This window comes from Butyrivibrio hungatei NK4A153, assembly GCF_000424465.1.
GTDB classification, from domain to species: Bacteria; Bacillota; Clostridia; order Lachnospirales; family Lachnospiraceae; genus Butyrivibrio; species Butyrivibrio hungatei_A.
This window is the reverse complement of record NZ_AUJY01000012.1, coordinates 141,745-157,146: the sequence shown is the minus strand read 5'-3', so window position 1 is coordinate 157,146 and position 15,402 is coordinate 141,745. Positions and strand designations below refer to the sequence as shown.

The following is a 15,402-nucleotide window of genomic DNA, read 5'->3' as shown; positions in this document are numbered from 1 at the left end:
CCTATCTTATGCTAAAACACTACGTGTTTTTCATTTAAAATTGTCTCGTGCCCGGCTCGTTATCACTCTAATTCCACTGTTCCCGGCGGCTTAGAAGTAAGGTCATACATTACGCGGTTAACGCCCTTAACCTCATTGATGATTCTGCTCATGACTTTCTGGAGAACTTCGAAAGGAATCTCGGAAGCCTCGGCTGTCATGAAGTCTACCGTCTCAACTGCGCGGAGAACAATTGCGTAATCGTAAGTTCTCTCATCGCCCATAACGCCTACAGAGCGCATGTTTGAAAGAGCTGCGAAGTACTGATCGGGAAGCTTTGATAAGCCGGCTGCCGCGATCTCTTCTCTGTAGATGTAGTCAGCATCCTGAACGATACGAACCTTATCGGCCGTAACTTCGCCGATGATACGGATACCAAGTCCGGGACCGGGGAAGGGCTGACGGAAAACAAGATACTCGGGAAGTCCGAGCTCAAGTCCCGCCTTACGAACCTCGTCCTTAAACAATGTCTTAAGGGGCTCAATGATTTCCTTAAAATCAACGAAATCAGGAAGTCCTCCTACATTGTGATGTGACTTGATAACGGCTGACTCACCGCCAAGTCCGGATTCTACAACGTCAGGATATATTGTCCCCTGTGCAAGGAAGTCAACTGCGCCGATCTTCTTGGCCTCTTCCTCGAACACACGGATAAATTCTTCACCAATGATCTTACGCTTGCGCTCAGGCTCTTCTACACCTGCAAGCTTTGCGTAATATCTGTCCGCAGCATTCACACGGATAAAGTTGATGTCGAAGTTTCCTTTTTCACCGAATACGCCTTCAACCTCATCACCTTCATTCTTACGAAGAAGACCGTGATCTACGAATACGCATGTAAGCTGCTTACCGATTGCTTTAGCAAGGAGTGCTGCAAGAACAGATGAATCAACACCACCTGAAAGAGCAAGAAGCACCTTGCCGTCTCCAACCTTAGCCTTGATATCTTTAATTGTATTCTCTACGAAAGAATCCATTCTCCATGTACCTGCAGTCTCGCAGATATTTCTTACGAAGTTATGGAGAATCTCTTTGCCTTTAACTGTATGTAATACTTCGGGATGGAACTGAATAGCGTACAGTTTCTTATCTTCACAAGCCGCTGCAGCTACGGGACAATCCGCTGTGTGAGCAATGATATCAAATCCCGGTGCAACTTTGCTGATATAGTCGAAGTGACTCATCCATACGATAGTGTCATCCTCAACACCTGCAAACAACTTATCCTTAGATCCGTCAATAAATGTCTGTGTCTTACCGTACTCTCTTACAGGCGCTTTCTCAACCTTACCGCCAAGCACATGCATCATGAGCTGTGCTCCGTAGCAAAGTCCCAAAACAGGAATGCCAAGCTCGAACAATTCCTTGGTATATGTAGGCGCTCCATCCTCATAACATGAGTTGGGACCTCCCGTCAAAATAATTCCCTTAGGCTCCATCGCCTTTATCTGCTCTATCGGAGTGCGATATGAATAAATCTCACAATAGACATTACATTCCCTGACACGACGAGCTACAAGCTGATTGTACTGTCCGCCGAAATCAAGAACTATTACTTTCTCTTCTGCAGTCATGGTTCCTCCCGAAAAAAATTTTACAACAATAATTATGCTCGATTATACACTATGGTATAAAGGCTAACAATTGGCACATCACACAAATCTTCTGACACAGATAATCGGTCTGTACATCGCTGAACTATACTTAATTCCCGTCTTCTGCGTACTTGCGTGAACAATCTGTCCTCCGCCTATATATATTCCGACATGCCCACCGTAGTAGATAACATCTCCCGGTTGTGCATCGGAATATGAAACTTCCGTTCCGTAATTTCCCTGCTCCCATGATGTTCTGGGCACCGATATTCCAAACGCCTTGTAAACAGAATATACAAATCCTGAACAATCTGCGCCGTTTGTAAGACTTGTTCCGCCGGACACATATGGATTACCGACGAACTGGCAAGCATAGCTCGCAATATTAGAGCCTGAACCGCCTCCCGAAGGTGCCGGTGGAGGAGATGAGTTCTTGGAACCGCCTGAAGATGTAGAATCTCCCGAGCCACCTCCGTTATCTGCGCTTGCTCTCTGAGCTTCTTCACTCTTACGCTTCCTCTCAGCTTCTTCCGCCTCACGGGCAGCCTGCGCTGCTTTCTTGGTCTCATTGACCTCATTCTGCTTGGATGCAATCTGTTTCTGAAGAGCCGCCATATCAGCCTGCTGGCTCTTGATCTGTGCCGTATATAACGCAGCATCCTGTTTGGCTTTAGCAAGCTTTACCTCGTAATCCGAGTATTTAGCCTTGTACTCCTTAAGGACTTCTTCCATCTGCTGCTGTTCTTCTTCCATCTCAAATTTAGAAGTTTCAAGCTGTCCCTTCTCCTCTTCGAGCTGTGTCTTTGCTTTATCAGCAGCCGTCTTCACCTCAACATATTCCTTAAGCTTTTCTCTGTCATATTCATAAATCTGCTCAATGTACTGAGCTTTATTAAGTGCATCCGAATAATCTGCAGCGGTCAAAAGAATCTGTATATAAGATGATTCTCCCTGCTCATACAAATACTTTATTCTCTGCACCATTGCTTCATACAAAGTGTCTTCTTTTTTCTTTGCTTCCTCGTACTCAGCTGTTTTAATTTTTATCTGCTCTTCGGTTCGCTCAATTTCTTCTTTTATAAGATCTATATCAGCCATCATGGAAACAATTGCACTTGAAGTTTCATCCATGGCTGCTTTTGTCTTTCCCTGATCTGCAGCAATCGAATTTACCTTGCCGTTTGCGTTATTGAGATTTTTCTGACTCTCGTTCTTTTTCTTCTCAAGCTCTTTTTTCTGATTCTTTAATGTCTGTTCTTCCTGTTCCAGCTTGTTCTGTTTTTGCTGTAAATCAGTACTGGTGGTAGCCCAGACAGGGTCCACCACCAGCATACTAAGGACTAAGGAAAGAGCTATAGCAGAAAAAAATTTACCTTTTTTCATTTCATCCTCCTTGTCCCTCATTATTCAGTATCTCTATATAATTATAACACGTGATATCAAGAAATTCCTTGTTTCTTCACATCAAAGATCGCAATTTCCGACTGTTCTCGGGAATGACTCAACGTCTCTGATATTTCCCATTCCTGTGAGGTACATTACGCAACGCTCAAATCCGAGACCAAATCCGGCGTGTCTTACACTTCCGTACTTTCTAAGGTCAAGATAGAACTGGTAATCATCCTTCTTCATTCCAAGCTCATCCATACGCTTCTCGAGAATCTCAAGGTCGTCTTCTCTCTGGCTTCCGCCAATAATCTCTCCGATTCCGGGAACAAGACAATCTGCCGCTGCAACAGTCTTTCCATCGGGATTAAGCTTCATATAGAACGCCTTGATATCCTTAGGATAATCTGTTACAAAAACAGGCTTCTTGAATACTTCTTCAGTGAGATATCTCTCATGCTCTGTCTGAAGATCGCATCCCCATGATACCTTGTAATCAAACTTATCATTGTTCTTTGTAAGAATATCGATAGCTTCTGTATAAGTGATACGACCAAACTCGTTACCTACAACGTTGTTAAGTCTGTCGATAAGCCCTTTGTCAATGAACTCGTTAAAGAATGCCATCTCTTCAGGGCAATGCTCAAGAACATAGTTGATAACGTACTTAAGCATAGCTTCTGCTGTGTCACAATCATCCTTAAGATCTGCAAAACACATCTCAGGCTCGATCATCCAGAACTCAGCGGCATGTCTTGTTGTATTGGAGTTCTCAGCACGGAATGTAGGTCCGAATGTATATACGTTCTTAAATGCAAAAGCATAAGTCTCAACATTGAGCTGTCCGCTAACAGTGAGGTTAACAGGCTTTCCGAAGAAATCCTTTGAGAAATCAACAGCTCCGTCCTCAGTCTTGGGAACGTTGTTAAGATCGAGAGTTGTTACCTGGAACATCTCTCCGGCACCTTCACAGTCACTTCCTGTAATAAGAGGAGTATGAACATATACGAAATTTCTCTCCTGGAAGAAAGAATGAATAGCATATGCAGCAACTGAACGAACCTTGAATACTGCCTCAAAAGTATTTGTTCTTGCACGAAGATGAGGAATTGTTCTGAGGAACTCAAGAGTGTGTCTCTTCTTCTGAAGAGGATAATCTGAAGTAGATGTTCCCTCAATCTCAACTTCCTGAGCCTGCATCTCGAAAGGCTGCTTTGCGCCGGGTGTTGCAACGATTGTTCCTGTTGCGATAACCGCAGCACCTACGTTGAGCTTACTGATCTGTGCAAAGTTTGAAAGTGCATCCGAATATACGATCTGAAGTGGTTTAAAGTATGTACCGTCATTCAAAACTATAAATCCGATAGCCTTAGAATCACGGATACTTCTGATCCATCCTCCGACTGTCACTTTCTGTCCGACATATTTTTCTTGTTCTGTAAATAATGCTTTTATATCTGTAAGTTCCATGACATCCTCCAATTAAAAATATTTCCCAACAAATAAAACGCTTTATCAATTAGCAGGCTCAACCACATTTGCATTATCAACAAGGAATGCTACAACCTTATCTGCCATAAGGCCTTCCCTAATAGTCTTGGGATCAACATCACCCTTAAGTTCATCAAGTGAGCTGTATCCTGTAGTTCCTGCATCAAAAGCTTCCTTAAGATAATTCTCAACATCCTCATCAGAAATTGCAATATTTTCATTCTTAGCAATTGCTGCGAATGCAATAAACTGCTGAGCTACCTCATTTACCATGTTCTTCAAAAATGCATCGGCATCTGTCTGATCAGGAGCGGTATTCTGCATCATAATGCGAACAATATCGCTTGCTGTTGTAGGCTGTCCGTATGCTGTGTACATCTGAGCATAATTCTCAAGCTGCTCATTCTCCTGAACAAGGTAATAATTGAGAAGTTCCTGAGGGAAATCCTTAAACTCTGAGATTTCAATAACTTTCTCAATAACTGCAGACTCAACATCAGCTTTGTGTGTTGCCTCTGCTTCTTCTGTAAGCTGCTGCTTAGATGTTTCCTTAAGCTGCTCAAGATTTGTAACACCTTCCATTCCAAGGCCGGCTGCCCACTCATCTGTAGGCTCTTTTGACTTTTCACTTATCTTGTTAACTTTAACTGTAAATACAACCTTCTTACCTGCAAGATCCTTTGAACCGTATTCTTCAGGGAATGTAAGGTCAAGATCTACTGTATCTCCAAGTTTTACACCGACAAGTCCGTCTTCGAATCCGGGGATAAACATACCGGATCCGATATCAAGATCGAATCCCTTCGCTGTTCCGCCATCAAAAGCAACTCCGGTGTCAGCGTATTTTCCTTCGTAATCTATATTTGCAATATCACCCTTCTGTATAGGTCTGTCTGTAATCTCTGTCTTGGCAGGATTGGACTCAATAAGATTATTGATATATCCGTCAACATCCTCATCTGTCACAGATACGGGAGCAACCTCGACAGTAAACCCTTTATACTCGCCCAATGTGATGTAATCCATAGGATTTATATCATTAAGAGTCTTCACTTCAAGTTTGTCCAAATTCTGCAAAGATGCAATGTCGTTTGAGCCTGCTGCAGCAGCTGCTGCAACTGCTTCTGTAGATGAGCTCTCAGATGCCGCATCGCTTGCAGCCTCTTTAGACTTTGAGCCACATGCTGTAAGTGAAGTTACTGCCATTGCCACGACCAACAATACAGAAAGATTCTTTTTCATAATGCTTTCTCCTTTAAAATAATTTGATATATTCAAGAATATAGAATATCTTGCTATTTCATATCAAAACAATATTTCTTATACTACCACACCTTCCAAAATGATTAAAGTATTTTATTTGCCTATCTTCCTAAAGAATGCTACAATACTTTTTGCTATAATATAGTATATTGATTTTCGGAGGATAATAGATTGAGTACCGGTTTAATTGTATTTATCGTAATAGCAGTAATTTTAGTCGCAATAATCATTGCACTTATGATAATCGGAAGAAAAGCCCAGAAGAAGCAGGAAGAACAGCAGGTTCAGCTCGATTCCATGAAGCAGAGCATGTCTATGCTTATCATTGACAAAAAGAGAATGAAGATCAACGAAGCAGGTCTTCCGCAGGCCGTTATCGACCAGACTCCCAAGCTTCTTCGCAGATCCAAGCTTCCAATCCTTAAGGTAAGAGTCGGAAACAGGGTTATGAGCCTTATCTGTGATGAAAAGATTTTCGATTCAGTTCCCGTTAAGAAGGAAGTTAAGGCTTCTGTCAGCGGTATCTACGTAACAGAAGTTAAAGGCCTTCGTGGTAAGACTGTTACTCCTGAGAAAAAGAAAGGCTTCTTTAAGAACCTTGTTGCTAAGGCTCAGGAAAAAGCCGGCGCTAAGATGGTTAAATAATATTTGCTCAAAATATAAAGCTCTCGCAAGCGATGATAATATATCACGCGATATGAGAGCTCTTTTTTTGCCTTATCTTGCTTTTATTTCTATTATCATTTTAGAGTCGGATAAAACCTCATCTCCGGATTTAATTATGTATTCCGCAGAAATTTCACCGATCACACCGTTTTCTTCATTCTTAAAATCAAGGCTCTTGGTGATAACTTCCATCTGCATCGATCCGTACGGTGTCTTGTAATCCATGACATATTCTTCGGCGCCAAATACCATCTTCGAATTCATAGCGCCTGTGCGCACGATCTCTACGCACTTTAAATCGGCAGGTACAGTGACTTTGTTGGCCACCTTTATTCTCTGGCCGCCCACATCCTGCACTTCATCATATTCTATACATACAGAACCGTCCGAAAGCGCCTCGTAGATTCCTCTTGAGTTTGTATCAATGCGCTCTTCTTCGTTTCCGTCTCTTATGTGGATTCCTGCCACGTTTATATCAACTTTTTTCTTCATTTTACTATCTCAGTCCTCTTTACCGGGATTAATGGGTGCGGACAAAAAAGCTTCCGGCGCAAGCTTACTTTCAACAACTGCCTTATACCCCGCTTCTGCCGCTTCTTTTTTGTCGAATACGCCAAATACTGTGGGACCGCTTCCTGTCATGAATGCACCTACAGCGCCCTCATTTCTGAGTATCTCTTCAATCTGCCCTACCTCTTTGTATTTGGATGCAGTGACATCTTCAAGAACATTTCCTATAAGAGAGCACATCTCCTTAAGATTACCTGCTTCTATTGCAACCTTGATTCCGTCTATATCCGGATGTGTTATCACTTCCCTGCTGTCCAGCTCTTTATAAACCCAGCCTGTTGAAACATCTATCGCAGGCTTTGCGATAACAAGATAACAATCCGGCATGTCGCTTATAGTTGTCAGTTCCTCACCGATTCCCTCTGCAAGCGCCGTTCCTCCGATTATACAATACGGGATATCGGCACCCAGAGACACAGCAAGCTCACAAAGCTCTTTTTTACTGAGGTTAAGTCCCCATAACTCATTCAAAGCCAGATATGCTGCCGCACCGTCTGTACTTCCACCTGCCATTCCCGCAGCTACAGGGATTCTCTTTACAAGGTGCATGGTAACACCTTTTTTCACATTAAATTTGTCCTTAAGCTGCCCGGCCACCTTGCAGATAAGGTTCCTTTCATCAGTTTCGATCTTATCCGTAGACGCGGTCAAAATGATATCGCCGCTGTCATTATCCTCAAATGTAAGCGTATCGTACAGATCCACATTCTGCATTATCATCTTTACAATGTGATATCCGTCCTCACGAACTCCCGTAACATCAAGTCCGAGATTAATCTTTGCATATGCTTTTCTCTCAAGCTTCATAATTATATACTCCGAAATTATTTTTCTTCATCTTCTCACTCCGAAGGATCAAACTCAAGGAAAAAATAAAATTTTTAAAAATTTTCGATATTTCGCTAAAGTTTTTTGTATAATTACCGATATGAGGATTAGGTAAACCATAGTTTCGTTTCAGCGCGGTATTTAGTACCCTGTCGCAGAAAAGGAGTTCGATATGGGCGTAAACGGAATTACCGAGGTTACTAACAACATCGCAACCACCTATGCTTCATCAGTTAATCCGTCAGTAGACGAGAAGAGTAAAAACGATGAAGTAAAGGAAAAGACCCAAGCTGCAGCCGTGTACGAAAAATCTGAGGAAAGTGATACAAAAAACGTATCTTCCAAAGAAGCGGACCGGACCAAGATCATCAAGCAGATGCAGGCAGATGTAGCAATGCGCCAGCAGCAACTTTTGAACATTGTTCAGAAGATGATGGGCAAGCAGGCCAGAGCCTACGGCATCGCCAACTCTGACAACGATGAGGATTCAATGTGGAAGTTCCTTGCAAAAGGGGATTTCACAGTGGATGCAGCAACTAAGGCACAGGCAGAGGCTGACATTGCCGAGGACGGCTACTGGGGCGTCAAGCAGACATCCGAGCGAATCCTCGATTTTGCCACCACACTGGCCGGAAACGATCCTGAAAAGCTGGAAAAGATGAGAGCTGCTTTTGAGAAGGGTTATGCTCAGGCAGAGAAAACTTGGGGAGGCGAGCTTCCCGAGATTTCAAAAAACACCTTCGACGCAGTTATGAAAGGCTTTGACGAATTAACCGGCAAGACAATGACTGAATAATACGTTGCTAGTAACAAAAAAGGACTGTCACTTTAGATGATCACTCATCTAAGTGAAGTCCTTTTTTCATGTTATTCATATGTTCTTCGTATATTTTTGCTTCCGACCTTGGTTCTTCCGATGCATCGGTACTTGCCGCCTCAGTAACAGAAGCTGCAGCGCTCTCTTCAAGTTCCGCCATCCGCTGAATCCTCATTACCGAAACATTTGTCGCAACGCCGCTAAGCATATCATGTGCCCACGGACTGACCGTGCATATGAAAATAATAAGAAAAACCAATGCGATCAACGCACCTATTGCATATAATAACGCTTCCAATATCTTCTTTATAATCATAATCTTTCCTTTACAGACCGCTTCCCTGCGTCCCCTTGTCTGTTTGTTTTTTATTCTATCATCACAATATTAAAAAACGTTAAAGGATTGATTATATATAGATAAAAGAACTATTTATACAATCTTACGTATGTCGTTTATGTCCTTAACATCGTACTTCTTCATGTACTCTTCGATGCCATCCACTACTTTTTCCGTAGTATAAGGATCGTGGAAGTTCATTGCTCCGACTGCAACCGCTGTTGCTCCTGCCATGATGAACTCGATTGCATCCTCAGCATTGGCAATTCCGCCCATTCCTATAACGGGAATATCAACCGCATGAGATGCCTCATATACCATTCTTACGGCAACAGGCTTGATCGCAGGGCCGGACATTCCTCCGGTCTTATTTGCAAGCGCGAACTTTCTCTTATAAATATCAATCTTCATTCCCGTGATCGTATTTATAAGTGAGATTGCATCCGCTCCGGCTGCTTCTGCCGCCCTAGCCATCTCGGAAATGCTTGTGACATTGGGACTTAGTTTCATGATAATGGGCTGCTTTGCAACCTTTTTTATCTTCTCTGTTATGTCAAAAAGAGCATCTTTGTTCTGGCCAAAAGCGATAGCTCCCTCCTTAACGTTAGGGCATGAAACATTGATTTCCAACATATCTACGCGCTTCTCATCGCCAAGTCTCTCTACTACTTCAAGGTAATCCTCTACGGACTTTCCGCATACATTTACAATGACTTTTGTGTCATATTTTTTCAAAAACTCAAGATCTCGTTCTACAAACACATCTATTCCGGGGTTCTGAAGTCCGATTGCATTGAGCATACCACCGTACACTTCAGCAACTCTGGGAACCGAATTTCCGGGCCACGGCACGTTTGCAACACCTTTAGTTACTACTGCGCCAAGTTTATTAAGATCTACAAAGTCCGAGTATTCCATTCCCGAACCGAATGTTCCCGAAGCTGTCATTACGGGATTTTTAAATTTAACTCCTGCTATTTCAACTGTTGTATTCATATCACATCTCCAAATCGTCAGCATCAAAAACCGGGCCGTCGGTACAAATTCTCGCATTATGAACGTGAGAATGGTCATCAATTTCCTTTGTCTTACAGATACAGCCAAGGCAAGCACCTACGCCGCATGCCATTCTTTCTTCAAGAGAAAGATATGCCTTTGCCCCAACCTCGGATGCATATGCTTTTATTGCTCTGAGCATAGGCATAGGACCGCATGCAAAAATAACGTCGCACTCTATTTTCTCTGTTTTCATTGCATCAATGACATTTCCCTTTGTTCCGACACTACCGTCTTCGGTTGCGATGTACATCTTGGCATACTTAGAAAATTCATCAGACAAAAATGTCTCACTGTTTCTATATCCCATAACTGCACTGACGTCTTCGGAAGAAAGCCTCTTTGCTGTCTCAAGAAGCGGTGGCACGCCGATTCCTCCGCCCATTACAACTACCTTTTTTCCCTCGGCAGCTTCAAGCGGAAAGCCGTTTCCCAAAGGTCCGAGGACATTTATATAATCACCCGGCTGATAAAGCGCAAACTCCGCCGTTCCGGATCCGACAACTCTGTAAACAAGTCGAATTGCCGATTTCTCTGCATCAACTTCGCATATACTGATAGGTCTTGGAAGTAATGTAGATTTATTTACAGGATATACCCCAACAAACTGACCGGGCTTAACATCGCCAGCAAATGGCGTTTCAAGCCACATATCATATATTCCGTCCGCAAGAAGCTTCTGACTGAGAACCTTCGCTTCTTTTTTCATTTTTTTAGCCATTAAGAACTCTCCTCATTTATATATTTCTTCCATAGCGAAGCGCTTTATATTTGATAGGAATCTCCTATCAAATATAAAATTACTGCGCTAAAGTATACTCTGTATCCCCAAGCATAAGCACGTCATCTTTAATGAAATACTTGATTGCCTGTGAAGGATCGTTATCATATTGTATTCTCTCATCGTTCCATACAAACCAGTAATCACTTTCATTTCCCGAATTATGTATTCCGGTTTTGTCACTGTAAAATACAATATAATCTCTCCACTTATACTGCATCCTCGAATCCTGATAATCTTCTTCTCTCTCGCGAATGTATACGGTGGCTTTTCTTCCTGTCCTCTTCGGATCCACAAAATCTGTAAATTTCACGTACTCATTGCCGTGCTTATCGACAATCTCCATCCACTTATCATATGAAATCTCATTGGTAGTATCCCAATAAGGACTTTCGTCAGAATAAAAATACCTGATTTTCTCTGTATTCACCAGATATTCATCACGGAGTCCTTCGACAACTTCAAGCTCATCATTGACAAATTTATAAAATGTAGCAACCTCCAATACCGATTTTGAAGGCATTGTACTTGGTTTGCTGTCTTCCTTGATGATTGTTCCGTCTGTTCCAAAATAATAAGTTTCGTCTTCTTCGCTTTTTAATACATGTACCATTACACTTTCCTGTAATGTAAAGATATCAAAAATAAGCGTATGATATCTGTCTTTTCCCGGTATGTCGGTGTCTTTTATACATGAATTAGCGCCAATGATAAGCTCCTTTATCCCGTCACCGTCAAGATCTCTTATCACATAGCCATATCGCAGATCTTCGGCCTCACTTCTGTATGTATTATATACATTTGAAGAAACATCCAGCCCTTTGAGATCTCCTTTTTCGACGCAATACCTTATGTCATCGATAAACTGCTCGTACGATCCATACTTCTCTTCATCAACTTCTTCGGAAGCTCCGTCTTCACCGGATTCGCTATTTTCGCTGTTCGAAGCCAAGCTCGCATCTGCACCAAGAATATCAACGGCATCTGTGGCTATCTCTTCACCGGCTCTGCTTCCATTGATCGCACTTGCTTCTGTACGACATCCTGTCAAAAAAACGGACACCATAAGTGCTAAAATAAATCTTTTCTTCATTCTTTCATTCCTTTATCAATCTGCTTCATATACCACTTTTCCACAGCATATTGTATATAAAACACGCGCCGGGAATTTCTCTCCCAAGAACGGTGTATTTGAGGCCTTTGAATATGTCTTATCAAACACCCACTCTGTCTTATTGTCAAATATCACAAGGTCTGCCTTTCCTCCGACTTTCACACTTCCCGCATCCAGACCGTAGATCTTGGCAGGGCAGATTGTCATGCGCTTTAACAGCTCAGAAAGCGTCATATATCCCTTGTCGACAATTTCTCTTATTCCCAGCAAAAGAGATGTTTCTATTCCGGTTATTCCACTCGGAGCCTCTTTTATCGGCTTATCCTTCTCTTCCTTTGAATGAGGCGCATGATCGGTAGCGATCATCTCTATCGTGCCATCCTTAAGGCCCTCGATTATTGCAAGTCTGTCAGACTCAAGTCTGAGCGGAGGATTCATTTTTGCCAAAGTTCCGTGCTTTAAAACCGCATCCTCCGTAAGTGTGAAATGATGCGGAGTTGCCTCGGCATAAACTTTCACGCCTCTCTTTTTGGCCTGTCTTATAAGATCGACTGACTCAGCTGCGCTTATATGCTGCACGGTTATCTTTGCCCCCGTCCTCTCAGCTATCTCAATATCTCTTTTCACCATTGAAATCTCTGCTTCTCTGGGTGAGCCTGTGATTCCAAGCTTCCCTGCAACAGCGCCCGCATTGATTCCGTTGTCTGTAATAAACTTAGGATCTTCTTCGTGGAGACTAACAACTTTATCAAGTACCGCAGCTTTTTTACAAACAGCCTCCATTATCTTCTCATCGGTTATGGGTTTTCCGTCATCTGTAAAAAGAACTGCTCCTGCATCAAGCAGCTTTTCCATATCCACCTGCTCTTTTCCCTCCATGTTCATGGTCACATTTGCGCAGGTATACACGTTGATTCCCGTTTTCTTGCCCTTATCAAGAGCATACTTTATTGTCTCGACATTATCCATATGCGGATTGGTATTTCCCATCATGACAACCGATGTAAATCCGCCTCTTGCCGAAGCTCTCGCTCCTGTCTCTATATCTTCTTTATACGTAAATCCGGGGTCCCTGAAGTGAACATGTCCGTCAACAAGTCCCGCCGTTACTATTTTTCCGTCTGCATCTATCACTTGATTTGCGGTATCCTGCAAAAGTTTTTCCACTTTTACACAATCTTTATCCACAATATCCACAATTTTTGTACCATTTATTATTATATCTTTATATCCTTCATAGCCTGATTCGGGCTCGATAAGGTATCCATTCTTAATAATCAGCATTACATTTCTCCTCGGCTGCTTTTGTTTTGCATATTACTCTGCCCCATTATACGACAAAATAAATAATAATGGCATTAAATTATATGGTAAAATATGTTTTGAATCAGAGAATCATTTATAGAAACGAGGTTTTACATTTTATGATACGTTTTATCGCTGCAATACTATTCATCGTGATATTCCTGATCGTGAGTATCCCGATTCAGCTTGTTCTTTTGATAATCAAAAAATCCAATCCTTACGCTGTCAAAACAGCTTCTTTAAAAATCGTCGGTTTTGCATTTAATACCGTTATGCTGATATGCGGCATAAAAGTTACCGTTATCGGCGAAGAAAATGTCCCCAAGGATCGTTCCGTTTTGTATGTCGGAAATCACAGAAGCTACTTTGATATCGTAGTTACTTACCCCAGAGTTCCCAGACCTACGGGTTATATTTCAAAAGATGTCATCAAAAAGATTCCCATTCTTGGCTACTGGATGATCTTCCTCGATTGTCTGTTCCTCGACAGATCTGATATCAGAAAAGGTCTCGAGATGGTACTTGCAGCTATCGAAAAAGTTAAGAGCGGCATTTCAATGTGTATCTTCCCCGAAGGAACAAGAAACAGCACTGACGCTCCTATGCTCGATTTCCACAAAGGAAGCTTTAAGATTGCCCAGAAATCAGGATGTCCCATTGTTCCTATGGTAATCAACCACTCGCGTGACATTTTCGAAAATCACATTCCTTTTATCAAACCTACTCACGTTGTTATCGAGTATTGTAAACCCGTTGTCATCAGTGAACTTGATAAGGAAGATCAGAGAAATATCGACAGCTATGTGAAAAATATCATCGAAGAAACTTACATTAAAAACGAAAAACTTCCTCTGTAATCTATTATAAATCAATATTTGATTAGAGAAAAACCGCTGTAGCATGTTACCATGTTACAGCGGTTTATTTTTATTTATCAGCCTTTGCTTCCCTTGGAACCTCCGCCAAGCTTTACGCCCTCAAGTACGTTTGTCTCGAAAGAATAAACAACCTTGTGATTCTCTCTGTCAGCCTTGAGTGCAAGCTGGATCATGTTGTCCAAAAGATGCTCATATTTCATTCCAAGGGGCTCCCAAAGATAGAATGAAAGCGATCCCGGAATTGTATTAATCTCATTGAAATATACGTTATTAGTCTCCATATCAATCATGAAGTCGATTCTTGAAACTCCCGAACAGCCTAGCGCGATGAACGCATCTACAGCCATCTTTCTGATCTTGTCACGCATCTCATCAGAAATGTCTGCAGGAATCTTTCTCTTAAGAGAAGCCATTCCCTTGCTTCCGCCTGACTTTGCGCCCTTAGCGGATCCCTTTGATCCACCGCCGATATACTTATCTTCAAAACTAAGAATATCATCTGAGTTGATAGGCTCTTCACACTCAGATGCCTCAGCTGACTCATAATCGCCGAGAACCGAGCAGTTGATCTCTTTAAGCTTGGAAATAGCGTGCTCAACAAGAATCTTCTTGGAGAACTCAAATCCAAGATCTAGAGCTTCAAGAAGAGATGCTCTGTCAGATGCTTTCTTGATTCCGATACTTGAACCAAGGTTAAGAGGCTTTATGATAACGGGATACTCAAATGTTCCCTCGATCTTTGCTACAAGCGCGTCAACGTCCTCATAGTCTTTCCATGTATAGCATTTGCAATCAAGAACAGGAATATCATTGTCCTTAAGAACAGTCTTCATTACATATTTGTTCATTCCGACCGCGGATGAAAGAACATCACATCCTACAACGGGAAGACCGAGTGTTGCAAGGAATCCCTGAAGTGTTCCGTCTTCCACGTTTGTTCCGTGAACGATGGGGAATGCAACGTCAACCTGAGTCATAACGTTATTTCCGAATTTCTTCATAGGATATCTTACAAGATTAACCTTGTCATTCTCTTTTACCCATACAACCTGTGTGCTCTTGGCAAGGAGCTGGTTAATGTGAGTGTACTCCTCAATCTTATCGATGTCATCTCCAACATAGAAGTCGTTGTTTTTTGTGATGTAAACAGGCACAACATCGTATTTTTCCTTATTGATATGTCCTATTGCCTGAATCGCAGAGATAATTGAAATCTCATGCTCTGTACTTTTTCCGCCGAATAAAACCGCAACTTTAAGCTTCATAGTATCCCTCT

Annotated in this window: 15 protein-coding genes; 3 read left to right on the top strand and 12 right to left on the bottom strand. The window is 42.1% G+C overall.

The genetic code is table 11. The features are described 5' to 3' along the window. Positions 1-62: 62 nt before the first annotated feature. The 4 genes from guaA to tig form a co-directional block, all read right to left on the bottom strand. The gene (gene guaA, locus G628_RS0108540; RefSeq protein ID WP_026656437.1) at positions 63-1,613 is read right to left on the bottom strand and encodes a glutamine-hydrolyzing GMP synthase; all 1,551 of its coding nucleotides are present in this window, start codon (positions 1,611-1,613) and stop codon (positions 63-65) included. Between the two features lie 78 nt (positions 1,614-1,691). Further along, positions 1,692-3,017 (bottom strand): C40 family peptidase, encoded by a 1,326-nt coding sequence (locus G628_RS0108535; RefSeq protein ID WP_027208933.1) that lies wholly within the window; start codon positions 3,015-3,017, stop codon positions 1,692-1,694. 81 nt (positions 3,018-3,098) lie between these two features. Then, positions 3,099-4,490, bottom strand: a complete 1,392-nt coding sequence (gene asnS / locus G628_RS0108530; protein WP_027208932.1) for an asparagine--tRNA ligase — start codon at positions 4,488-4,490, stop codon at positions 3,099-3,101. Between the two features lie 45 nt (positions 4,491-4,535). Further along, positions 4,536-5,753 (bottom strand): trigger factor, encoded by a 1,218-nt coding sequence (gene tig, locus G628_RS0108525; RefSeq protein WP_027208931.1) that lies wholly within the window; start codon positions 5,751-5,753, stop codon positions 4,536-4,538. 192 nt (positions 5,754-5,945) lie between these two features. Here tig and G628_RS0108520 point away from each other — a divergent pair, with 192 nt between their 5' ends. Then, positions 5,946-6,419, top strand: a complete 474-nt coding sequence (locus tag G628_RS0108520) for a hypothetical protein (protein ID WP_026656433.1) — start codon at positions 5,946-5,948, stop codon at positions 6,417-6,419. A gap of 72 nt (positions 6,420-6,491) precedes the next feature. Here G628_RS0108520 and G628_RS16880 read toward each other — a convergent pair whose 3' ends face one another. Beyond that, the gene (locus tag G628_RS16880; protein WP_034462145.1) at positions 6,492-6,932 is read right to left on the bottom strand and encodes a DUF1934 domain-containing protein; all 441 of its coding nucleotides are present in this window, start codon (positions 6,930-6,932) and stop codon (positions 6,492-6,494) included. A 9-nt stretch (positions 6,933-6,941) separates the two neighbouring features. Then, the gene (gene ispE / locus G628_RS0108510) at positions 6,942-7,817 is read right to left on the bottom strand and encodes a 4-(cytidine 5'-diphospho)-2-C-methyl-D-erythritol kinase (RefSeq protein ID WP_051199105.1); all 876 of its coding nucleotides are present in this window, start codon (positions 7,815-7,817) and stop codon (positions 6,942-6,944) included. A gap of 193 nt (positions 7,818-8,010) precedes the next feature. Here ispE and G628_RS0108505 point away from each other — a divergent pair, with 193 nt between their 5' ends. Beyond that, positions 8,011-8,634: a hypothetical protein gene (locus tag G628_RS0108505; protein WP_026656431.1), complete on the top strand. Its 624-nt coding sequence runs from the start codon at positions 8,011-8,013 to the stop codon at positions 8,632-8,634. Positions 8,635-8,674: 40 nt separating this feature from the next. Here the strand turns inward: G628_RS0108505 and G628_RS0108500 are convergent, their stop codons facing one another. From G628_RS0108500 to G628_RS0108480, 5 genes are all read right to left on the bottom strand, one after another. Next, positions 8,675-8,971 carry a hypothetical protein gene (locus tag G628_RS0108500; RefSeq protein ID WP_026656430.1) on the bottom strand — a complete coding sequence of 99 codons (297 nt, stop codon included), beginning with the start codon at positions 8,969-8,971 and terminating at the stop codon, positions 8,675-8,677. A 114-nt stretch (positions 8,972-9,085) separates the two neighbouring features. After that, positions 9,086-9,988 carry a dihydroorotate dehydrogenase gene (locus G628_RS0108495; RefSeq protein ID WP_027208929.1) on the bottom strand — a complete coding sequence of 301 codons (903 nt, stop codon included), beginning with the start codon at positions 9,986-9,988 and terminating at the stop codon, positions 9,086-9,088. Between the two features lies 1 nt (position 9,989). Continuing rightward, complete coding sequence (locus tag G628_RS0108490) at positions 9,990-10,769, bottom strand: dihydroorotate dehydrogenase electron transfer subunit (protein ID WP_027208928.1); 780 nt, start codon at positions 10,767-10,769, stop codon at positions 9,990-9,992. A gap of 79 nt (positions 10,770-10,848) precedes the next feature. Next, positions 10,849-11,922, bottom strand: coding sequence for a hypothetical protein (locus G628_RS0108485; protein ID WP_026667842.1), 1,074 nt, complete (start codon positions 11,920-11,922; stop codon positions 10,849-10,851). Positions 11,923-11,937: 15 nt separating this feature from the next. Next, positions 11,938-13,227 carry a dihydroorotase gene (locus G628_RS0108480; RefSeq protein WP_027208927.1) on the bottom strand — a complete coding sequence of 430 codons (1,290 nt, stop codon included), beginning with the start codon at positions 13,225-13,227 and terminating at the stop codon, positions 11,938-11,940. Positions 13,228-13,295: 68 nt separating this feature from the next. Here G628_RS0108480 and G628_RS0108475 point away from each other — a divergent pair, with 68 nt between their 5' ends. Next, positions 13,296-14,105, top strand: a complete 810-nt coding sequence (locus G628_RS0108475) for a lysophospholipid acyltransferase family protein (RefSeq protein WP_330365455.1) — start codon at positions 13,296-13,298, stop codon at positions 14,103-14,105. Between the two features lie 77 nt (positions 14,106-14,182). Here the strand turns inward: G628_RS0108475 and G628_RS0108470 are convergent, their stop codons facing one another. Further along, positions 14,183-15,391, bottom strand: coding sequence for a D-alanine--D-alanine ligase family protein (locus G628_RS0108470; protein ID WP_026656425.1), 1,209 nt, complete (start codon positions 15,389-15,391; stop codon positions 14,183-14,185). Between the last annotated feature and the right edge of the window lie 11 nt (positions 15,392-15,402).